The 21,791-nt window shown below is 59.7% G+C and carries 18 protein-coding genes and 1 other annotated feature; of the genes, 7 read left to right on the top strand and 11 right to left on the bottom strand.

All coding sequences use genetic code 11. From position 1 onward, the window contains the following. Nucleotides 1–91: 91 nt before the first annotated feature. From copA to ybaK, 3 genes are all read left to right on the top strand, one after another. Nucleotides 92–2,602 carry a copper-exporting P-type ATPase CopA gene (gene copA, locus E7738_RS09175; protein ID WP_394516338.1) on the top strand — a complete coding sequence of 837 codons (2,511 nt, stop codon included), beginning with the start codon at nucleotides 92–94 and terminating at the stop codon, nucleotides 2,600–2,602. 68 nt (nucleotides 2,603–2,670) lie between these two features. After that, nucleotides 2,671–3,471: a TraB/GumN family protein gene (locus E7738_RS09180; protein ID WP_215800311.1), complete on the top strand. Its 801-nt coding sequence runs from the start codon at nucleotides 2,671–2,673 to the stop codon at nucleotides 3,469–3,471. A 163-nt stretch (nucleotides 3,472–3,634) separates the two neighbouring features. Then, on the top strand, nucleotides 3,635–4,114 hold the full coding sequence (gene ybaK, locus E7738_RS09185) for a Cys-tRNA(Pro)/Cys-tRNA(Cys) deacylase YbaK (protein ID WP_021508645.1): 480 nt from the start codon (nucleotides 3,635–3,637) through the stop codon (nucleotides 4,112–4,114). On the opposite strand, the gene E7738_RS09190 is transcribed toward ybaK, so the two are convergent. Continuing rightward, nucleotides 4,111–4,980 carry a LysR family transcriptional regulator gene (locus E7738_RS09190; protein ID WP_021508646.1) on the bottom strand — a complete coding sequence of 290 codons (870 nt, stop codon included), beginning with the start codon at nucleotides 4,978–4,980 and terminating at the stop codon, nucleotides 4,111–4,113. The genes ybaK and E7738_RS09190 overlap by 4 nt on opposite strands. Nucleotides 4,981–5,070: 90 nt before the next feature. Here E7738_RS09190 and E7738_RS09195 point away from each other — a divergent pair, with 90 nt between their 5' ends. Continuing rightward, entirely contained in the window at nucleotides 5,071–5,502 is a 432-nt protein-coding gene (locus tag E7738_RS09195) for a multidrug/biocide efflux PACE transporter (RefSeq protein ID WP_058769406.1), read from the top strand. A gap of 34 nt (nucleotides 5,503–5,536) precedes the next feature. On the opposite strand, the gene ushA is transcribed toward E7738_RS09195, so the two are convergent. Further along, the gene (gene ushA / locus E7738_RS09200; protein WP_262256350.1) at nucleotides 5,537–7,288 is read right to left on the bottom strand and encodes a bifunctional UDP-sugar hydrolase/5'-nucleotidase UshA; all 1,752 of its coding nucleotides are present in this window, start codon (nucleotides 7,286–7,288) and stop codon (nucleotides 5,537–5,539) included. A gap of 163 nt (nucleotides 7,289–7,451) precedes the next feature. On the opposite strand from ushA, the gene E7738_RS09205 reads away from it, so the two are divergent. Both E7738_RS09205 and ybaL read left to right on the top strand, forming a co-directional pair. Then, nucleotides 7,452–8,651: an MFS transporter gene (locus E7738_RS09205; RefSeq protein WP_262256351.1), complete on the top strand. Its 1,200-nt coding sequence runs from the start codon at nucleotides 7,452–7,454 to the stop codon at nucleotides 8,649–8,651. Between the two features lie 219 nt (nucleotides 8,652–8,870). Next, on the top strand, nucleotides 8,871–10,559 hold the full coding sequence (gene ybaL, locus E7738_RS09210; RefSeq protein WP_021508650.1) for a YbaL family putative K(+) efflux transporter: 1,689 nt from the start codon (nucleotides 8,871–8,873) through the stop codon (nucleotides 10,557–10,559). Between the two features lie 98 nt (nucleotides 10,560–10,657). Here the strand turns inward: ybaL and E7738_RS09215 are convergent, their stop codons facing one another. From E7738_RS09215 to E7738_RS09230, 4 genes are all read right to left on the bottom strand, one after another. Further along, nucleotides 10,658–11,959 (bottom strand): inosine/guanosine kinase, encoded by a 1,302-nt coding sequence (locus E7738_RS09215; RefSeq protein ID WP_211725697.1) that lies wholly within the window; start codon nucleotides 11,957–11,959, stop codon nucleotides 10,658–10,660. 58 nt (nucleotides 11,960–12,017) lie between these two features. Next, nucleotides 12,018–12,977: a ferrochelatase gene (hemH, locus tag E7738_RS09220; RefSeq protein WP_021507223.1), complete on the bottom strand. Its 960-nt coding sequence runs from the start codon at nucleotides 12,975–12,977 to the stop codon at nucleotides 12,018–12,020. A 115-nt stretch (nucleotides 12,978–13,092) separates the two neighbouring features. Further along, on the bottom strand, nucleotides 13,093–13,737 hold the full coding sequence (gene adk, locus E7738_RS09225; protein WP_021507222.1) for an adenylate kinase: 645 nt from the start codon (nucleotides 13,735–13,737) through the stop codon (nucleotides 13,093–13,095). Nucleotides 13,738–13,888: 151 nt separating this feature from the next. Continuing rightward, complete coding sequence (locus tag E7738_RS09230) at nucleotides 13,889–14,716, bottom strand: DUF6024 family protein (RefSeq protein WP_031279661.1); 828 nt, start codon at nucleotides 14,714–14,716, stop codon at nucleotides 13,889–13,891. A gap of 189 nt (nucleotides 14,717–14,905) precedes the next feature. On the opposite strand from E7738_RS09230, the gene E7738_RS09235 reads away from it, so the two are divergent. Next, nucleotides 14,906–15,775, top strand: coding sequence for a LysR substrate-binding domain-containing protein (locus E7738_RS09235; protein ID WP_021507220.1), 870 nt, complete (start codon nucleotides 14,906–14,908; stop codon nucleotides 15,773–15,775). Between the two features lie 171 nt (nucleotides 15,776–15,946). Here the strand turns inward: E7738_RS09235 and htpG are convergent, their stop codons facing one another. The 5 genes from htpG to apt all read right to left on the bottom strand — a co-directional run bounded on the left by htpG (nucleotide 15,947) and on the right by apt (nucleotide 21,684). Next, the gene (gene htpG / locus E7738_RS09240) at nucleotides 15,947–17,815 is read right to left on the bottom strand and encodes a molecular chaperone HtpG (RefSeq protein WP_262256352.1); all 1,869 of its coding nucleotides are present in this window, start codon (nucleotides 17,813–17,815) and stop codon (nucleotides 15,947–15,949) included. Nucleotides 17,816–17,921: 106 nt separating this feature from the next. After that, a complete protein-coding gene (recR, locus tag E7738_RS09245; protein WP_394516304.1) occupies nucleotides 17,922–18,527 on the bottom strand; it encodes a recombination mediator RecR in 606 nt (201 codons plus the stop codon). After that, on the bottom strand, nucleotides 18,527–18,856 hold the full coding sequence (locus E7738_RS09250; RefSeq protein WP_010616869.1) for a YbaB/EbfC family nucleoid-associated protein: 330 nt from the start codon (nucleotides 18,854–18,856) through the stop codon (nucleotides 18,527–18,529). Before E7738_RS09250 ends, recR begins: the two co-directional genes overlap by 1 nt. 49 nt (nucleotides 18,857–18,905) lie before the next feature. Continuing rightward, nucleotides 18,906–20,885: a DNA polymerase III subunit gamma/tau gene (gene dnaX, locus E7738_RS09255; protein WP_058757942.1), complete on the bottom strand. Its 1,980-nt coding sequence runs from the start codon at nucleotides 20,883–20,885 to the stop codon at nucleotides 18,906–18,908. After that, nucleotides 19,503–19,564, bottom strand: a sequence feature (DnaX frameshifting element). Its footprint overlaps the gene before it by 62 nt. A gap of 247 nt (nucleotides 20,886–21,132) precedes the next feature. Then, complete coding sequence (gene apt / locus E7738_RS09260) at nucleotides 21,133–21,684, bottom strand: adenine phosphoribosyltransferase (protein WP_031279659.1); 552 nt, start codon at nucleotides 21,682–21,684, stop codon at nucleotides 21,133–21,135. Between the last annotated feature and the right edge of the window lie 107 nt (nucleotides 21,685–21,791).

Raw genomic sequence — 21,791 nt, forward strand, 5'->3', positions numbered from 1 at the left:
GCCCCTTGACCTTCCCCTGAATGGAAGGTTTAGGCTTTATAACTAATGCAAACCTTGCAGCGAGTCAAACCTGATAAACGAGGAGTTGATGATGTCACACACACAATTACTGGCTCTGGACGGCTTGTCCTGTGGCCACTGTGTTAAACGCGTTAAAGAGGCGCTGGAGCAGCGCAGCGATGTGGAACAGGCCGAGGTAACGCAGCAGGAAGCGCGCGTCACCGGCGCAGCCAGCGCCAGCGATCTGATTGCCACTGTTGAGCAGGCTGGTTATCACGCCACGCTGAAAAATGAGGCGTCCAGCCCAAAGCCTGATCCGTTGCCAGCTCAGGAGCCGCAGCCGGAGGCGCTGACAACGGAGTCGCAGCCGGCAGAAGAGAATCTTGCGGTGCACCATCTGCTGATAGGCGGGATGAGCTGCGCCAGCTGTGTCAGTCGCGTCGAGCAGGCGTTACAGAAAGTGCCCGGCGTGAGCCAGGCGCGCGTCAATCTGGGTGAGCGCAGCGCGCTGGTGCTGGGCGATGCCGTACCCTCAGCGCTGGTCAGCGCCGTAGACGAGGCAGGTTATTCTGCGGAAGTGATCGAAGATGAACAAACCCGGCGCGAGCGCCAGCAGGTCAGCGCACAGCAGGCGATGCGCCGCTTTAGCTGGCAGGCGGCGCTGGCGCTGATCGTCGGCGTGCCGATGATGGTCTGGGGCATGCTCGGTGATCACATGATGCTAAACGACAGCAATCAGACGCTCTGGCGCGTGCTCGGTGCCGTCACGCTGGCGGTGATGGCGCTTGCCGGCGGCCACTTCTATCGCAGCGCGTGGCGCAGCCTGCGTCATGCTACCGCCACCATGGACACGCTGGTGGCGCTCGGTACTGGTGCGGCCTGGATCTACTCAATGAGCGTCGCGCTGTGGCCGGCATTTTTCCCGCCGCAGGCGCGCCACCTTTATTTTGAAGCCAGCGTGATGATCATCGGCCTGATTAACCTCGGCCATGCGCTGGAACAGCGCGCGCGCCAGCGCGCCTCACAGGCGCTGGAGCGGCTGCTGGATTTAACCCCGGCGCAGGCCTGCGTGATCACTGCCGAAGGGGAAAAGCCGCTGCCGCTGAGCGAAATCACACCGGGCATGACGCTCAAACTGGTCACCGGCGATCGCGTACCGGTGGACGGCGAAGTCAGCCGCGGCGAAGCCTGGCTTGACGAAGCAATGCTCACCGGCGAAGCGCTGCCGCAGTCGCGCCGTCCTGGCGATAAGATTTATGCCGGGACGCTGGTGCAGGACGGATCGCTACAGTTCACCGCCCGCGCCACCGGCAGCCATACCACGCTGGCCCGTATCATCAATCTGGTGCGTCAGGCGCAGAGCAGCAAGCCGGAAATGGGCCGGCTGGCCGATCGCATCTCGGCGGTGTTTGTGCCGGTGGTGGTGGCGATTGCCCTGCTCAGCGGAGCGGTCTGGTATTTTATCGGGCCGCAGCCGCAGCTGGCCTATACGCTGGTGATTGTCACCACGGTGCTGATTATCGCCTGTCCGTGTGCGCTGGGCTTAGCCACGCCGATGTCGGTGATCGCGGGCGTCGGCCGCGCCGCGGAGCTGGGCGTGCTGGTGCGCGATGCCGATGCGCTGCAGCGGGCCAGTAAAGTTGACACCATTGTGTTTGATAAAACCGGCACCCTGACCCGGGGAACGCCGCAGGTCAGCGAGGTGCTGCTGTACAGCGACTGGGATCGTCAGCAGGTATTGCAGGCCGCCGCCCAGCTGGAGCTGGGATCGGGGCATCCGCTGGCGAAGGCCATCGTCGCCGCCGCACCGGCCGTCAGTGACGCCCGCGTTGCGCAATTTCGTACAATACGCGGCAAAGGCGTGAGTGCTACTGTCGCTGACAGAACGCTGCTGCTGGGCAATGCGGCGCTGCTGGAAGAGCAGCACATCGACCTGCGCGCCGCACAGCAGGATATCGCGCGACTCGCTGCGCAGGGCGCCACGCCGGTGCTGCTGGCGGATCAACAGCAACTGCTGGGCCTGATCGCCCTGCGCGACCAGCTGCGTCCGGAGAGCCGTGCGGCGCAACAGCGGCTGCATCAGCTGGGCTACCGTCTGATCATGCTGACCGGTGACCATCAGACTACTGCCGAAGCCATCGCTGCCGAAGCAGGCATTGATGAGGTGATCGCTGGCGTGCTGCCGGACGGTAAAGCGCAGGCGATTGCGCAGCTGCAACAGCAGGGGCGCAGCGTGGTGATGGTGGGCGACGGCATCAACGACGCTCCGGCGCTGGCGCAGGCGGATGTGGGGATCGCCATGGGCGACGGCAGCGATGTGGCGGTTGAAACCGCGGCGATGGCGCTGATGCGCAACGATCTGCACTGCGTGGCCGACGCGCTGGCGATGGCCAACGCCACGCTGCGCAATATGCGGCAGAATCTGCTGGGTGCCTTTGTCTATAACAGCCTGGGCATTCCGATTGCTGCCGGCGTGCTCTATCCGTTTACCGGCGTGCTGCTCAGCCCCATCGTCGCCGGTGCCGCCATGGCGCTGTCGTCGATCACCGTGGTGAGCAATGCTAACCGTTTGCTGCGCTTTAAACCGGCGCAGCGGCAATAGCAACCTCTGCCCTGTCTTTCGCTGAGCGAAATCGCTAGCATGGATTTTTGACTTAAAAAGGACACGGCATGAGACGCAGTGTGTGGCACCGCCTGCAACAGCTGGCCAGCAGCCTGTTCCCCGCCAGCTACAGCTGGCCCGCCATGGATATCAGACTCGGAGACCGCCGTCTGCATCTGGCTGGCAGTATTCATATGGGCACGCGCGATATGCAACCGCTGCCGGCCGGCTTGCTGCGCCAGCTGCAAAAAGCCGATGCGCTGGTGGTGGAAGCGGATATTACCCGCGGCAGTTCACCGTTTAGTGAGGGTGAAGCGTATCCGCCGCTGGCAACGCGGCTGACGCCAGAGACGCTGCAACAGCTGACGGCGCTGTGCGATGAGCTGTCACTGAACATCGCGCTGTTTGATAGCCTGCCGTTCTGGCAAATTGCGCTGATGCTGCAGGCGCAGCAGGCGCAGCGGCTGGGGCTGCGACCGCAGTACGGTATTGACTATCAGCTGCTGCAGGCAGCGCAGGCGGCAGGAAAACGCATTATTGAGCTGGAAGGGCCGGAAACGCAGATCGCGTTGCTGAAATCACTACCGCAGGATGGCCTGGCGCTGCTGCTGGATACGCTGGAACACTGGCACACCAACGCGCGACTGCTGCAAACCATGATCAGCTGGTGGCTGGATGCGCCGCCCGCCAGTCAGCCGGTGGCGCTGCCGACTACGTTCAGTAGTGAACTGAACGATACTCTGATGCGCAACCGTAATCAGCACTGGCGCGAGCTGCTGCTGGGGTTGCCGCGCGGGCGCTATGTGGTGGCGGTCGGTGCACTGCATCTGTACGGCGAAGACAATTTGCCGCAGCTGCTGAAGGCATAAAAAAAGAAGGCCAATATTGCTATCGGCCCGTCAAAGAGGAATTTGTTTATGATTTTGGTTATCGCCAGGGTGACTGGCGCCGGCCAATTTTCGCGCAAAGTTCAGATTTTCGCCAGTACTTTCACGCAAACCGAGATAAGAATTTTCGTAGCAAGGATTGATTATGACACCCGCCGTAAAACTGCTGGAAAAACAACAGGTCGCTTTTACCCTGCATCCCTACGAGCATGACAGCCATGAAACCCACTTCGGTGACGAGGCGGTGCGCAAGCTCAACCTGGATGCGCGCCAGGTGTTTAAAACCCTGCTGGTGGCGCTTAACGGTGATGGCAAAGCGCTGGCAGTGGCGGTGACGCCGGTCTCTTCACAGCTGGATTTGAAAAAAGTCGCCAAAGCGCTGGGGGCAAAAAAAGCCGACATGGCCGATCCGCAACTGGCGCAGCGCGTCACCGGCTATCTGGTGGGTGGCATCAGTCCGCTGGGGCAGAAAAAGCGGCTGCCGACGGTGATCGATCAGCAGGCCAGCGAATTCCCGACCATCTTTATTTCCGGCGGCAAGCGCGGGCTGGATATCGAACTGGCCGCGCAGGATCTGGCAAGGCTGCTGGATGCCACGCTGGCTGACGTGGCGCGCCGCGATTAATCAGGCTGCTGCGCGCACAGCTGGTCGATCATCCAGCGGCCGGCCGGGCCCGGCGGATTGCGCCGCGACCAGATGACATCCACCGCGATGTGCTGCGGCCAGCCCGGCACCGGCAGCTCGCGCAAGACCTGATGACCAAACTGCTGCACCAGCCAGCGCGGCAGTACGCTCCAGCCAAACCCCTGCTCCGCCATCTCCAGCAATAAAAGATAGGTTGGGGCCGACCAGGTGCGGCCCGCCGGCAACGGCTGGCGGGTTTCCACCCAGGTATTGAGCCGCAGCTGACGCAATTCGCCCAGCTGTGCCTCGCTCACCTGCGAACGGGCTGCCAGCGGGTGATCCTGATGCAGGAAAATCGCCATTTGCGCTTCAACCTGCAGTCGCGCCACCGCCAGATCCGGCGGCAAACGCGGCTGCGCGCGCACCACGCCAAGATGTACGCGCCCGGCCTGCAGTAAATCCAGCACATCCTCATCTTCCGCAATCATGCATTCAAACTCGATATCCGGATAGCGTGCCTCAAAGCGCGTCAGCAGATTTTCATGGTGATCGGCCTGCCAGAAGTCGGAAATGGCCAGGCTGAGGCGCGGCTCAACGCCCTGCGACAGCCGCACCGCCAGTTCATCCAGCCGCTGGCTGGCAGCAAGAATTTGCTGCACCTGCGCCAGCGCGCGCTGGCCCTGAGCGGTCAGCACCGGCTGGCGACCGCTGCGATCAAACAGCGCAAAGCCTAAGTCATCTTCGAGATTGGCCACCGCGCTACTGATGGTGGACTGACTTTTTGCCAGCGCACGCGCCGCTGCAGAAAACGAGCCGCTGGCGACGGTCTGGACAAATGCCTCAAGGGATTCTGGTGAGTACTTCATGCTGAACCATCGCTTTTATCGATAGGTAATCATTTTATCTTAGCATTGTGCAGTGAGAAAATGCGTGGCGTTACTCAAAAGGAGGTTTATATGCGTACCCGTTCACTGAAAGAACGTTTTTGTCATGCCGCAGGCTTTGAAGGGTTAGCGATCGTCACGGTTGCGCCGCTGGCCGCCTGGGCCATGGATAAACCGCTGTTTCAGATGGGCGCGCTGGCGATTATGCTGTCGACCGTCGCCATGCTGTGGAACATCATTTATAACAGCGGTTTTGACCGTCTCTGTCCGCCGCAGCGCCAGCGCGGTCTCGGCCTGCGCGCGCTGCATGCGCTCGGCTTTGAGGGCGGCTTTATCCTTATTGGCCTGCCGATTGCCGCGTGGATGTTGCACATTTCGCTGCTGGAGGCTTTCCTGCTGGAAGTGGCGTTCTTTCTGTTCTTTCTGCCCTACACCATGGCTTACAACTGGGCATGGGATAAGCTGCGCCAGCGCTGGGTGAGCCAGAAATCCTGCCGCGCCTGAAAAACCACGGGCGGCTGAAGTGCCGCCCGTGTTGTCACTCGTGCGCCGCGCGCGGCCAGATCCACGCCAGGATCATCTGCGGATAGCTGCGCTTCTTTTGCTTCTCCAGCGCTTTGTCGCGCTCCTCAACCTGCTGCGGTGTCAGATGCACAATCTGCGGTGGCGCATAATCGGCGACGCGCAGCGGTGAGTGCTGACTGACATAGCTGCGCAGCACCTCGGCATCACGCAGGCCGCTGTTGCGGAAACCAGCATGGCCATCAATCACCGGGTAGCCGTCGCCGCCGCTGGCGTTAAAGCTGTTGGTGGTCATGCGATAGGTTTTATCCAGCTGCAGCGGCTCGCCATTGATTTTCACTGCGCTAACACTTTTGCCATCGGCCACCAGGCTGATGTTGCTGAACTGCGCGAAACCGCCGGAATCGGCTTTGATATTCGCCACCGTCGCCAGGTAGTTCAGCAGCTCTTTGCCCGTCAGCGTCACGGACACCACCTGATTGCCAAACGGCTGGATCTGCAACAGATCGCGCCAGCTGATCTCGCCTTGCGCCAGCGAGGTGCGAATACCGCCGCCGCTGATAACGGCAAAGTCGGCCTGAGTAGCCGCCATCTGCGCGCGCAGGATCAGCTGAGCCAGTGGCATTTGTTCAAAGCGCACCTTGCTGCGGTCGCCATCAAACACGCTGTCGCTGCGACCCACGTTGACCGCCAGCTGTTTGCCGGCGCGCAGCTGATACGGCGTCAGCAGCTTCATCATTGCGCCGTTCTGCGCTATCGCTTCCTGATACGGCAGCCAGGTTTCGCTGCCATCAAGGTTCTTTACCTTGTGCTTAAGGTTGACCGGAATCAGCTGATAGTTATCCAGCGTCAGCTCACCGTTGCGGAAGGTGAAATCGCCGCGACCGACAAATTTCCCCCACTCTTTTGCCTGCACGATCCACACGCCGTTCTGGCGATCCGGCTGGCACGGCTGTCCGGGCTGATAATCCGCCACGCTGACGTTCTCTTTTGCCATGCACACTGCATCGTGCGAATGGCCGCCGACGATCACGTTAACCGTGCCCGGCGGCAGGCTGCGCGCCAGCTCCACATCGCCCGGTGCGTTGCTGCCATGCTGCCCGTCGTCGTAGTGGCCCATGTGCGTCAGCGCGATAATTACATCCGGCTTGTCGCTGGCGCGCAGTTCCGCCACCGCTTTTTCCGTCTCTTTCACCGGATCGCGAATCTCTATCTGCGCCACGTTCTGCGGATTGGCGATGCGCAGCGTATCAGTGGTGGTCAGGCCGATCACCGCAATTTTCAGTCCCATACGATTGAATATCGCCCACGGCTTAAACAGGCGCTTATCGCTGCCTTTGGCATAAATGTTGGCGGCAAGAAACGGAAACTTCGCCCATTTCTGCTGCTTTTGCAGCACGCTGAGCGGTTTGTCGAATTCGTGGTTACCGAGCGCCATCGCGTCATAGCCGATAAGGTTCATGCCGCGAATGTCCGGCTCGGCGTTCAGCACATCCGATTCCGGCACGCCGGTGTTGACGTCGCCCGCCGACAGAATTAGCGCGCCGCCGCCTTTGGCCTGTACATCATACCGCTGCTGATCCATCAGCGTTTTTTGCGCGGCCAGACCATATTCGCCCTGCGCGTTGGCCCAGAAATGGCCGTGATGATCGTTGGTGTGCAAAATGCTGAAGCGATAGCTGCGGTCCGGCTGCCACGCCTGCGCCAGCAGCGGCAACAGCAGCATAATCAGCGCCAGCCAGCGCCCTCTGTGCGGTGATAACAACAAAGCCGATCTCCTTATTCTGCGTTTTTTACCGGGCGGTGCGCCTGATGTGCTTTTTCGCCCTTCTGTGTCGCACAGTTCGCCCTTTAACTCAAGGCCAAAGGCGAATACAGTCATGCATGACGTAACAATCTGATAACGAAATTCCCACCCCTTCAGGATCTTTATGGCAAGTGAAAAGACGTTAACCCCGACGCGGCGCACCGGGCGTACCGCTTTTGGCATTCTTGGTGCCATCAGTCTCGCGCATCTGCTGAACGATATGCTGCAATCGCTGTTACTGGCGATCTATCCGCTGCTGCAGAAAGATTTCAGCCTCAGCTTTGTGCAAATTGGTTTGATTACGCTGACGTACCAGGTTACGGCCTCATTATTACAACCGCTGATTGGCTATTACACCGACAAATATCCGAAACCCTGGTCACTGCCGGTCGGGATGGGGTTTACCCTGTTCGGTCTGGTGCTGCTGACCTTCGCCAGCACTTATCCGCAGGTGCTGCTGGCCGCAGCGCTGGTTGGCTGCGGCTCATCGGTGTTCCATCCGGAATCGTCGCGCGTGGCGCGTATGGCCTCCGGCGGCCGCCACGGGCTGGCTCAGTCGCTGTTTCAGGTCGGTGGTAACTTTGGCAGCGCACTCGGGCCGCTGCTGGCCGCCATCATCGTCGCGCCCTATGGCAAAGGCCATCTCAGCTGGTTCATGCTGGCCGCGCTGCTCGGCATCATTGTGCTGCTGCAGGTGAGCCGCTGGTACAGCCACCAGCAGCGCGCCACGCAGGCCAGCGCTGCCAGCAGGCCGCGTAACCCCCTGCCGCGCAATAAAGTGGCGCTGGCCATCGGCATTCTGCTGCTGCTGATATTCTCCAAGTACTTTTATCTCACCAGCCTGAGCAGCTATTACACCTTCTATCTGATGCACAAATTCGGGCTGTCCGTGCAGGCCTCGCAGTTCCATCTGTTTGCCTTTCTCGGCGCGGTCGCCACCGGCACCATTATCGGTGGGCCGATAGGCGATAAAATCGGGCGCAAATATGTCATCTGGGGATCGATTCTCGGCGTGGCGCCGTTTACCCTGCTGTTACCGCACGCCAGCCTGATGTGGACCAGCGTGCTGAGCGTCATTATTGGTCTGATCCTTGCCTCGGCGTTTTCCGCCATTCTGGTCTATGCCCAGGAGCTGCTGCCGGGGCGTATCGGTATGGTTTCCGGGCTGTTTTTCGGTTTTGCTTTTGGCATGGGCGGCCTCGGCGCGGCGGTCCTGGGCGTAGTAGCCGACCACACCAGTATCGAATGGGTGTATCAAATCTGTGCCTGGCTGCCACTTATTGGCCTGTTGACCGCTTTCTTACCTGATCAGCAGCAGCGCTGAGCCCTTTCGGGGGGCAACTATTTTTCTCTGCCCCCCTCCATTCTGCATAAATCCTGCCGATATGCTGAGATAACTGAGGAAAATAGCGCTTCGGCTGCGTTTTTGTCTCATTTTTTCAATTTTTTCGTCTTTCACCGCTCAAATGTTTAAACGCGGCGAACGATTGTGCATTACACTAGGTTGTTACAAGCGGATACATTTGCACACAAGGAGACAGGCATGCATCACACTACCCCGTTGATCACCACCATTGTCGGAGGTCTGGTCCTCGCATTTCTCCTTGGTATGCTGGCGAATCGCCTGCGCATCTCGCCGCTGGTCGGCTATCTGCTGGCCGGCGTGCTGGCGGGTCCTTTTACCCCGGGCTTCGTCGCGGATACCAATCTGGCCCCCGAACTGGCTGAACTCGGCGTCATTCTGCTGATGTTCGGCGTCGGTCTGCACTTCTCGCTTAAGGATTTGATGTCGGTAAAGTCGATTGCCATTCCCGGTGCCATCGCGCAGATCGCGGTCGCCACGCTGCTGGGAATGGGTCTGTCATGGGCGATGGGCTGGTCATGGATGACCGGCCTGGTGTTTGGCCTGTGTCTCTCTACCGCCAGTACCGTGGTGCTGCTGCGCGCGCTGGAAGAGCGTCAACTGATTGATAGCCAGCGCGGGCAAATCGCCATCGGCTGGCTGATCGTCGAAGACCTGGTGATGGTGCTGACGCTGGTGCTGCTGCCGGCCATCGCCGGCATGCTGGAGCAGGGAAATGCCAGCCCGACGCTGCTGGCGTGGGACCTGTTACTGACCATCGGCAAAGTCGCTGCCTTTATGGTGCTGATGATGGTGGTCGGCCGCCGCGTGGTGCCGTGGATTCTGGCCAAAAGCGCCGCCACCGGTTCACGCGAGCTGTTTACGCTGTCGGTACTGGCGCTGGCGCTGGGTATCGCGTTTGGCGCGGTGGAATTCTTTGATGTTTCCTTTGCCCTCGGCGCCTTTTTTGCCGGCATGGTGCTGAATGAATCAGAGCTCAGCCACCGGGCGGCACACGACACGCTGCCGCTGCGCGATGCGTTTGCCGTGCTGTTTTTTGTCTCGGTCGGCATGCTGTTCGATCCGATGATCCTGCTGGAGCAGCCGCTGGCGGTGCTGGGTGCGCTGGCCATTATCGTGCTGGGTAAATCGATTGCCGCCTGGCTGCTGGTCACGCTGCTCGGCCACTCGCGGCGCACCGCGCTGACCATCTCCGTCAGCCTGGCGCAGATTGGCGAATTCGCTTTTATCCTCGCCGGACTGGGGATTTCGCTCGGCATGCTGAGCGACGAAGGCCGCAACCTGGTGCTGGCGGCGGCGATTCTCTCCATCATGCTTAACCCGATTCTGTTTACCGTGCTGGAGCGTTATCTCGACAAAACCGAGACCATGGAAGAGCAGACGCTGGAAGAGGCAATTGAAGAAGAGAAGCAGATTCCGGTGGATATCTGCAATCATGCGGTGATTGTGGGTTATGGCCGCGTCGGCAGCCTGCTGGGACAGCAGCTGATGGAAGCTGATGTGCCGCTGGTGGTGGTGGAGAATTCGCGCCCGCGCGTCGAAGCGCTGCGCGAACAGGGCATCAAAGCCGTGCTGGGCAACGCGGCGCGAGTCGATACCATGGATTTAGCGCGTCTTGACTGCGCGCGCTGGCTGCTCCTGACCATCCCCAACGGCTATGAAGCCGGGGAAATTGTTACCGCCGCGCGCGAAAAGCGGGCAGATATTGAGATTATCGCCCGGGCGCATTACGACGACGAAGTGGCCTATATCATGGAGCGTGGCGCCAATCGCGTGGTGATGGGCGAGCGGGAGATTGCCAACAGTATGTTGCATGTATTGCAGGAAGAGATCGCGCAAAACCCGATTGTGCGCGAGTGCCCGATTTAAAGACATTATTACACCGTAGCGGCGCAATTTATTGCGCATACTAAAGCCATATCACGGCTGAAGAATGCGCAATAAATTGCGCCGCTACGGGTTCGTTATTACCTGTCCCAGTAAGACTCTTCTAAACTGTCTTCCCGCTCCGGCAGCCCGCGCGTCAGACGCGGTGAGTGCTGGTTCAGCACCTGATAACTGACGCGGTTGGCATATTTGCACACCTGCGCCAGCGACGAGTAGGTCAGGTATTCGCGGGCGTGTTTGCTGGAGTTTGGCACTTTCTGACGGTGGAAATTGTTGGCGGTAATATCGTGCAGCAGCGCCGCCAGCGCGCCATCACCGGCACCGTTGGTGTTCATGATCTTCTCCGGACCGCCCATGTAAGGCGCAATGTGCGAGAAGATCCGCAGCGGCTGCTGGCAATCCTGATGGCGCATGGCGCGGCTGAACTCATACTGGTTGAACTCGGCAATCGCCCCCGGCAACAGCGGATGATTGGTTTTGCGCTTAAACGCCTCTTCGGTGAACCCGGCCATATACAGCCCGGTCGGTCCGGCGGTGCACAGCACCAGATCGACCCAGTCGAGCGCCATGTTAGAGGCCAGCAGCGGATCCGCTTCGCCGGTCAGCGCGAACGCTTCCTCTTCATTCATCGCCACAATCGAGACGTGTTCGCGCAGGAAATCGCGCCAGAACTGCGGGTTATCCTGAATCACATATTTGGTACCCAGCGTCAGCACCACCGGTACATTGTGCTTTTTGGCGAACTCAATGGCCCGCAGCGTCGCTTCCGGCATCGGTTCGCCCGGCTGACAGCGCACCAGGTAGGATGTCAGCACCAGCGCCGACGCACCGGCAATCACCTCTTCCGGAATACTGGCAGCCTGCAGCTGGTTCATCAGGCCAGGGCTGATAGCAAAAGTGCGCTCGCCCTGCTCGCCGATCAGAGTAAAGCAGCGGCCAATGGCGCCATCGACGCCCTGCAGGAAGTTAAGGTCCATGCGGCTGGAGGTGTTGCACAGGTAGCGATAGGCGTAACCGCCAATCTGGATGTTGTTACACATCACGCCGAGCAGCACCGAACGGTCATCGGCCAGCACTGAATAGTTGTGCAGCGTATTACCGATGGTACCGCCGGCAAACTGGTGGCTGATCAGCTGCTCGCGCATCAGCTCGTTGTACAGCGCTTCGGCGGTCGCATCGTCGATCACCAGCGAATGACCGGCGCTCAGACCATAGCGCTGCAGAAAGTCGTCATCGACTTTGGCTTCGATATCCACCAGCGTCTGGTCGATACCCACCACCCAGCTGCCCTCTTCCTGCTCCTGCTGGGAAGCCTGCAGCAGCGGATCGCGCGCGTTGACGGGGAAATAGTGTTTGGATTTGCGTTTGCCGGGAAATTTCATGAAAGCTGCCGTCAGGGAAAATCAGGCAGAGAATGATATCACATTCTCTGCCGCACCCTTAGCGGCGCGCTTGTACCAGCTGCACCATCATCTCGATGTGCTCATCATCAGCATTAAGCGCCGGAATGTATTCAAATTTCTCGCCGCCAGCGTGCAGGAAGATTTCGCAGTTTTCGCCGCTGATCTCCTCCAGCGTCTCGAGGCAGTCCGCCGCAAAGCCCGGACTCATCACCTGCACATGTTTGATCCCTTTGGCCGGCAGGCTTTTCATGGTCTCATCCGTGTACGGCATCAGCCATGGCTCGCGGCCAAAGCGCGACTGGAAGGTCATCATGATTTTATGCGGCGCAATGCCGAGCGCGGCGGCCAGGGCGTCGGTGGTGTCTTTGCAGCGCAGCGGGTAGTCGTCGCCTTCATTGGCGAAGCGCTGCGGAATGCCGTGGTAAGAGAGCACCAGCAGATCCGGCTCGCCGTGTTGGGCAAACGAGCGCTCCACCGAGGCCTTCAGCGCGGCGATATAGGCCGGATGTTCGGCGTAATCGCGGATAAACGCCACTTCCGGCAGGGAACGCAGCGGTTTAAAGCTGGCCGCCAGGCCATCCCACACTGCCGCCACCGTGGAGCAGGAGAACTGCGGATAGAGCGGCAGCACGATGAATTTGGTCACGCCCTGCGCCAGCAGACGCTCCACCGCACCGTTGAGGCTCGGCTGGCCGTAACTCATGCCCAGCTCTACCGGCATATCCAGCCGCTGCGCCAGCGCGGCACGCTGCCGCTTGCTGAACACCATCAGCGGGGAACCTTCATCCATCCACACCGATGCGTACAGCTTCGAGACGCGCGGCGAGCGGAACGGCAGAATGATGAAATTGAGAATCGGCCACCACAGCCAGCGCGGCGTATCCACCACGCGCGGATCGCCGAGGAACTGTTTCAGATAGCGTTTCACCGCCGCGGTGGTCGGTGCGTCTGGTGTACCTAAGTTAACCAGTAAAACCCCTGGCTTATCTTGCCTCATTGTATTTCCTTGATGTCGCAGACAATGGTTCTGAATCGGGGGAAATTGTAGCGGAAAAAGCGGAGGGGGAAAGCAATTGCTGCAAAAGGGCCGGACAACCGGCCCTGGTCACCACTTAGCCGAGGATATCGGCCAGCTGTGCACTCACTTCGGTCACCTGGCGGGTGCCGTCGATTTTGTGGTATTCGGTGTTACCGGCTTCGGCTTCTTTGCTGTAGTAAGCAATCAGCGGCGCGGTCAGCTGATGGTATTCCACCAGACGCTTACGCACGGTCTCTTCCTGGTCGTCTTTACGCGTGGTCAGCTCTTCGCCGGTCACGTCATCTTTACCTTCCACTTTTGGCGGATTGTATTTGATGTGGTAAACGCGGCCTGACGGCGCATGCACGCGGCGGCCGACAATGCGATCGACAATCAGTTCGTCCGGTACGGCGAACTCGAGCACGTAATCCACCTTGATGCCCGCCTCTTTCATGGCGTCAGCCTGCGGAATGGTGCGTGGGAAACCATCGAGCAGGAAGCCGTTTTTGCAGTCTTCCTGCGCGATACGCTCTTTAACCAGCGCAATCACCAGCTCGTCCGTTACCAGTTTACCGGCATCCATGATGGCTTTCGCCTGCTGGCCCAATTCGGTGCCGGCTTTAACAGCCGCACGCAACATGTCGCCCGTGGAGATCTGCGGAATACCGTATTTCTCCATGATGAATTGAGCCTGAGTGCCCTTACCTGCGCCCGGTGCCCCGAGCAGAATAATACGCATTGCGTAATTCCCCTTGCGAATCGCATTGATCAATCTGAGAAGGCCAAGAACATACCATTATGACCCGCACACCACAAGGCAACGGGCCCCCGGGCGCTGAAAGGCCTACTTTGACCTGCTTTAGCGCGGTGCGCCAGTAGCAGGCGCGTTTTTAAGAATTTCGGCTGTCTCTGAGCACCTCGCGCAGCCGTTTTTTTAGCGCAGCGGTGACGTTCTGCGGCTTATTGCCGTTGCCGCGTACGCTGACCGGCAAAAACAGGCGATGCGGCGCGGGCAGCAGTTGCATATCCGCGGGCAACGCGGGCAGCGCACTGCCGGGCGGCAAGGGCAGCAGCGCAAACGGCAGGCCGGGCTGGTGAATCGACTGCAGCGTGAAGGGCGTATCCAGCGTCAGGCTGTCGACACTGGCAACGTTGAAGGGCTGCCAGTCGTCCTGCGCCATGCACTCCAGCGCGCGTTCCGGCGCGTCACCCAGCGCCAGTCCCTGTTCGAACAGCCGCAGTTCGCTGCGCACCAGCGTACTAAAATCATGGGTACGCAGCGCAATCAGCACCAGATCGTCGCTCAGCATCGCATGCTGATTCAGTTGGGTGACAAACAGTCGCGCCTCGCTGATGAGTCGTTTATGCAACACGCTGGCGAAGGAGCCGGACGCGTGCGTCACGCCCTGGCTCTGGCAGGCACTCAGATTGCGCACCCGGCCCTGCTGCATATCGACGTGATCGACCAGCGCGATATTGCCCGCCATCATCGGCAGGGCCGGCAGCACGCTGAGTTCGCTGACCGGATATTGCGCGGCGTAGCGCGTCTGATTGCGCGCCTGCTCCTGGCGCAGAAACAGTTGCGAGAGCAGCACGCGCGCGATGTGCAGTGAAGGGGCAAAAAACAGATCGTAATTTTCCAGCCGATAGTGACGGGACAGCAAGCCGCGCAGCCGATCGCGCGCCGCCGCCCTGGCAGTAGCCTGTTGTGAAGTCATCACGTGACATTTCTCTTGGTTATTCTGCTGTGTGAAGCTGGCGCTGGCAGCGGACATCGCCGCTGCTGTACACAGCGCAGCCGGTCCGTCAACCCGCCAGATTAAGCAGGAAAGGTTAGGTTAATGCGGCTGGACATTAAAATGATATAAACTGACAATCCCTGTTAGGTTTTTACACAGGGGATGAGTATGACCGCGCTTCCGTCGTTACGTGCACTGCACTATTTTCATCAGGCGGCGCTGCATTGCAGCTTTAGCGTCGCGGCCGAATGTCTCCATGTCACCCACAGCGCCATCAGCCATCAGATTCGCCAGCTGGAGAGCTGGATGGGCAAACCCCTGTTCATCCGCACTAACGGGCGCGTGCGCTTAACCTCTCACGGCGAACGTCTGCTGGTGAGCTGCCAGAAAGCCTTTAGCGAACTCTCTACCACCTGCGTAAGTATTCGCACCGGGATGCGCAATCATCTGAGCGTCGCCTGTACCCCGAGTTTTTTATCCCAGTGGCTGATTCCGCGCATCAGCAGCTTTTACCAGCGCTATCCCGATATTGAAGTGCAATTTCAGCCGCAGGGCGATATTGCTCAGCTGCGCAGCGAACACACCGATGTGCTGATCCTCAGTTATGAACAGGCGCCGGACGACGACATTGATGCCTCGCTCATCAGCGATGATTACGTTGGCCCGCTGTGCGCCCCACAGTACGCGGCGCGTTTTCACAGCGAGCAGGATCTGGCGTCGCTGCCGCTTTTGCACGCCGATACCCGCCTGCAGGCCTGGGCCGAATGGGCGAAAATCAGCGGCGTGCGCGGTAATTTTTGGCTGGGCAAACATTTCGATAATCTGACGCTGGCGATTCAGGCCGCGAGAAACGGGCTGGGCGTGATTGTGGCGCCGCGCCTGCTGGTGCGTCAGGAGCTGAACGACGGCACGCTGATTGCGCCGCTGGGGTTTGTGCGCGCCGACCGTGCCACCTGGATGATGACCAAGCGGTCACGCCAGCACGATGCGGAGATTACGTTGTTCCGGGATTGGCTGCGGGATGAAGCGCTGAAGTAAGTAAAGGCAGTATAGATAAAAAAGGTCGTCATTAATGACGACCCTACGAATATGTGATTTTTTAAGGTCGTCATTAATGACGACCCTACAGAGAGTGGACAGTTGTCGAATCGGTGCCAGGTAACCTGTAGGGTCGGCATTCATGCCGACCGTTTCGATTACCGCACCGCGTTACGCCGTCAGCAGCTGATTCATGCGGCGGATGAACTGGTTAGGATCGTCCAGCGTGCCGCGCTCGGCCAGCAGCGCCTGATCCAGCAGCAGCTCGACCCATTCCGCAAAGCGTGCTTCGTCCTGCGTGTCAGCCACGCGTTTCACCAGCGTATGATCCGGGTTGATCTCAAAGATATACTTCACTTCCGGCACGTCCTGACCGGCCGCAGCGAACAGCTTCGCCATCTGCGTGGTCATTTCGTTGGCGTCGGTAGTGACAATCGCCGGCGTGTCGGTGAGGCGATGAGTCAGACGCACCTCTTTGACGCGCTCGCCCAGCAGGGTTTTCACACGATCGACGAACGGCTCCAGCGCTTTTTCCGCTTCTTTCTGCTCTTCCGTCTCTTCGTCCGCCAGCTTGCTCAGCGACTCATCGGCTTTGCTCACCGACTGGAAGGCTTTGCCATCAAACTCGGTCAGGTAGCTCATCATCCACTCGTCGATACGATCGGACAGCAGCAGGACCTCGATGCCTTTCTTACGGAACAGCTCCAGATGCGGGCTGCTTTTCGCGGCGGCATAGCTGTCGGCAGTGATGTAGTAAATCTTCTCCTGCCCTTCAACCATGCGGCTAACGTAATCTTCCAGCGAAACGGTCTGCGCCGCGCCTTCGCTCTGGGTGGTGGCGAAACGCAGCAGTTTAGCAATCGCCTCCTGGTTGGCATGATCTTCCGCCGGGCCCTCTTTCAGCACCAGACCGAACTCTTTCCAGAACTGCTGATATTTCTCTGCGTCGTCTTTAGCCAGTTTTTCCAGCATCTGCAGGCTGCGTTTGGTCAGCGCAGCGCGCAGGCTCTGCGTGACGCGGCTGTCCTGCAGGATCTCACGGGAGACGTTGAGCGGCAGATCGCTGGAATCAATCAGGCCACGCACAAAGCGCAGGTAGTTCGGCATGAACTGTTCCGCGTCATCCATGATAAAGACGCGCTGCACGTACAGTTTCAGACCGTGCTTGCTGTCGCGGTTCCACATGTCGAACGGCGCACGCGACGGGATGTACAGCAGACTGGTGTACTCCTGCTTACCTTCGACGCGGTTGTGGCTCCAGATGGCCGGATCGCTGAAATCATGAGCGATGTGTTTGTAGAACTCGTTGTACTCTTCGTCGCTGATTTCGCCTTTGTTGCGCGTCCACAGCGCCTGGGCTTTGTTGATCTTCTCCCAGGTGACGGTATCGTTCTCTTCGTCTTTGGTCTCGATCTCCACCGGCAGCGCGATGTGATCGGAATATTTGCTGATCACGTTGCGCACGCGCCACGCGTCGAGGAAGTCATCTTCACCTTCACGGAAGTGCAGCGTAATTTCGGTGCCGCGATCGGCTTTCTCAATCTCCGCCAGCGTATACTCGCCTTCGCCGGCGGATTCCCAGAACACGCCTTCGTCGGCTTTGGCGCCCGCGGCACGGGTGCGTACCGTCACTTTGTCAGCGACGATAAACGCCGAGTAGAAACCGACACCGAACTGGCCGATCAGCTGGCTGTCTTTTGCCTGATCGGAACCCATCGATTCCAGAAACGCTTTGGTACCGGATTTCGCGATGGTGCCGAGGTTTTCAATCACCTCATCACGGCGCATACCGATGCCGTTATCGCTCAGCGTCAGCGTGCGTTTTTCCTTGTCGACCGAGATACGCACGCGCAGGTCGCCATCGCCTTCATACAGATCCGGCGTCGACAGTGCGCGGAAGCGCAGCTTGTCAGCCGCATCGGAGGCGTTGGAGATCAGTTCACGCAGGAAAATCTCTTTGTTTGAATAGAGGGAATGGATCATCAGGTGCAGAAGTTGTTTTACCTCTGACTGGAAGCCACGCGTCTCTTGTCCTTTCATGGTCATTGCTACCTCAACAGAATCGGGGTTGATCAATTGTTGAGAGTGAAATGGGGATGGTGGGAAGAATTTCAAGCCGGTATCGCAGCAGGATACCGGCAAGTGGTCAGAATTTAATCTTGTGCCGTCCGGCAAGCGAGTGCGACAGCGTTGTGCCGTCGACCATTTCCAGTTCACCGCCGACCGGAACCCCGTGCGCAATGCGGCTGGCCTCAACGCCATACTGGCCGCACAGCTCGGCGATATAGTTAGCCGTGGCTTCGCCTTCCACCGTTGGGTTGGTGGCGAGGATCACCTCCTGCAGCGTCTCACGTTCAAGGCGCTGCTCCAGCCGATCCAGGCCAATATCCTGCGGGCCGATGCCGTCCAGCGGCGACAGATGGCCCATCAGCACAAAGTAGCGACCGCCAAACTGGCCGGTCTGCTCGATGGCGTGGATATCCGCCGGGCTCTCCACCACGCAAATCTGGCCGTTTTGCTGACGGCGGGGATTGGCGCAGATGGTGCAGATCTCCTGCTCGGTGAAGGTGCGGCAGTCGGAACAGTGGCCGATCTCTGCCATGGCGCGGGTCAGCGCCTGCGCCAGACGCATGCCACCGCTGCGATCGCGCTGCAACAGATGAAACGCCATGCGCTGCGCCGATTTCGGGCCAACGCCCGGCAAACAGCGCAGCGACTCCATCAAAGCTTCAAGCAGTGGACTGGTTTGCATCAGAACGGCATCTTGAAGCCAGGCGGCAGCTGCATACCGGCAGAGACGGACGCCATCTTCTCTTTCTGCGTTTCATCAATACGGCGCGCCGCATCGTTGAACGCCGCAGCGATCAGATCTTCCAGCATCTCTTTGTCATCTTCCAGCAGGCTGGGATCGACTTCCACGCGGCGGCAGTTGTGCGCACCGTTGATGGTCACTTTGACCAGGCCAGCCCCTGATTCGCCGGTGACTTCCAGTGCGGCGATCTCTTCCTGAACTTTGGCCATTTTATCCTGCATCTGCTGGGCCTGTTTCATCAGGTTGCCCAATCCGCCTTTACCAAACATAGTTTTCTCTCTCTGCTGGGGCTGCGCGCAACGCTGCGCGACAGCGTGATCATACGGGTCGGATACTCTCTTCATCCAGGTCCGCATCAAAGAAGCGACGCAGCGTCTGAATGTGGGTATCGCTTTCGATCGACTGACGCGCCTGCGCCAGCTTCTCTTCATAAATGGCCTGACGCCACTCCAGCGGCGTCAATACCGCCGGATTATCGTCTTCCACGATGGTCAGTTCAACCGTCTGGCCGGCCGCCTGGCTCAGCGCCTCCTGAATCGCCTGGCGCGCCGGGGCAGAGTTGAGATGACGCTGGCTGCTGCGCAAATGCAGCGTCACGCCCTGCTCATTCACCTCTTTCCACGCGTTCAGCGCGACCTGCTGGACCAGCTTCGGCAGCGTCAGCGTGGCGATCTCCGCCGCCCAGGCGTCGCGCTGCAGCGCCTCTTCCGCTAGTTTGAGCGCCAGCTCTGGCGTTTTCTCATGCTCCAGCGCAGAACGCAAGGCTTTTGGCGTCGCCACCGGCTCCGGCTTGATCTCCTCCTGCTGCTGGGCTTTCCAGCGATACGCTTCCGGTTTCGCCGGCGCTTTTACCGCCGGTTCAGACGCGCGCTGTTGCACGCGCTCGGTGACGCTTGCCAGACGTTCCAGCGCCGGGTTTGCCGGCCGCGCGGAACGCGCTGCCGGCTCACTCTTTTTTGCTTTGCCGGCTCCCTGACGCAGCAGTTGCGTCCGCGCCTGTAACAGCTGACTGGTGGCGTCGGGCAAGTTATCCGGGGCCGGTGCCATATCGGGATAATCATCGGCCGGCGGCGGCGACTCATCCATCGGCGGTGCCATCTGCGGCTGCGCGGCCACAGCGGGTGCGGCTTTGGTCTGAGGCGCTGGCGCGGCAACGGCCGGTGCGGCCTGCGGCGTCAGCGACGGGCGCGCCACCGGTTCAGCGATGGTGGCCTGCGGATGAAACGCCAGTGCACGCAACAGCGTCATTTCCACGCCGAGCCGGCGATCCGGCGCCAACGGCAAATCTTTGCGCCCCATCAGCAGCGTCTGATAATAGAGCTGAACGTCAGCAGGCGGCAGCACGCGCGCCAGTTCGCGCAGGCGCTGCGCCTGGCTGGCATCATCTTCGCCAAGCGAGCTGGGCAGCAGCTGGACCATCGCGATACGGTGCAGCAGACGCAGCATCTCCACCAGCAGCGCCTCCCACTCCACGCCGCGCGATGCGGCCTGATTCAGCAGCGCCATCACCTGTTCGCCGTTGCCTTCCACCAGCGCTTCAATCAGCGCCAGCGGCTGTTCATCATCCAGCGTGCCCAGCATTTGCGCCACGCTGTCGCGCGTGACGCTGCCCTGCCCCATGGCAATCGCCTGATCGGTGAGGCTGAGCGCATCGCGCATACTGCCGTCGGCGGCGCGCGCCAGCAGATGCAGCGCGCGCGGCTCGGCGTCAATCTGCTCCTGCTGCAGCACGTGCGCCAGCTGCTGCTGAATCTGTTCGACATCGAGGGCTTTCAGGTGGAACTGCAGGCAGCGCGACAGAATGGTTACCGGCAGCTTCTGCGGATCGGTGGTCGCCAGCAGGAATTTCACGTGTGACGGCGGCTCTTCCAGCGTTTTCAGCAGCGCATTAAAGCTGTGGCGCGACAGCATGTGCACTTCATCGATCAGATAGACCTTAAAGCGCCCGCGTGCGGGTGCATACTGGACGTTATCCAGCAGGTCGCGCGTGTCTTCCACTTTGGTGCGCGAGGCAGCATCGATTTCAATCAGATCGACAAAGCGCCCCTGTTCAATCTCGCGACAGTTATCGCACTGTCCACAGGGCGTGGCCGTAATACCGGTTTCGCAGTTGAGGCCTTTGGCCAGCAGACGCGCAATCGAGGTTTTCCCCACGCCGCGCGTGCCGGAAAACAGATAGGCATGATGGATGCGTCCCAGTGACAACCCGTTGGCCAGCGCCGTCAGCACATGTTCCTGACCGACTACGTCGGCGAAAGCCTGGGGACGCCATTTTCGCGCAAGTACCTGATAGCTCATGTGGATTCAATCACTGGAGTTGTTTAACCTGGCACAGCAGCACGCTCAGTTGCGCCGATTCTGCCGTGGGACTTAGGGGAAAAATGCGGTGACGCAAACCCTGTTTATTTTGACAGGAGTGTAACAGCCACAGCCGGATATGCCTATACCCGTGATACGTTGCGCGCTGCGCTTCAGGGCGGAATACGCCTGCCAGGGAGTGCGAAGAGAGGCGCCGCCGGGCATCAAGGCTGGCGGCGCGATGGCCTTAGTGGCCGGGGAAATTGACCAGGCTGTAGCAGTCGATACCCAGCGCGTTCAGGCGCGCTTCGCCGCTTAAATCAAACAGGTTGATCACGAACGCGGCGTCTTTAACTTCACCGCCCGCACGACGAATCAGTTTCACCGTGGCTTCAAGGGTGCCGCCGGTAGCCAGCAGATCGTCCACCACCAGCACCACATCGCCGGGTTTGATGGCGTCTTTGTGCAGTTCCAGCGCGTCTGAACCGTACTCCAGTTCATAGCTTTCGCTGAAAGTTTCACGCGGCAGTTTACCCGGTTTGCGCACCGGCACAAATCCCACGCCCAGACCCAGCGCAACCGGCGCCCCGAACAGGAAGCCACGCGCTTCGGTGCCCACCACTTTGGTGATGCCTTTATTACGATAACGCTCCACCAGAATGGCGATCGCTGCGGCATACGCCTGCGGATCTTCCATCAGACTGGTGACGTCACGGAACAGGATGCCCGGCTTCGGATAGTCAGGAATGCTTTTGATGCTGTTTTTGATCAGTTCAAGCTGCTGCGCAGTTGCGGTCATAAAGGTTACGCCTGGAAAAATATCTAAAACGCGCAGCTTCCACAGCGCCAATACCCGGAAACCGGGTTAAGCGAAGTCGTTTCTCAAAGGGAAGCCACGCACGAAGA

The sequence above is a fragment of the Pantoea sp. SGAir0430 genome (genome assembly GCF_043549295.1).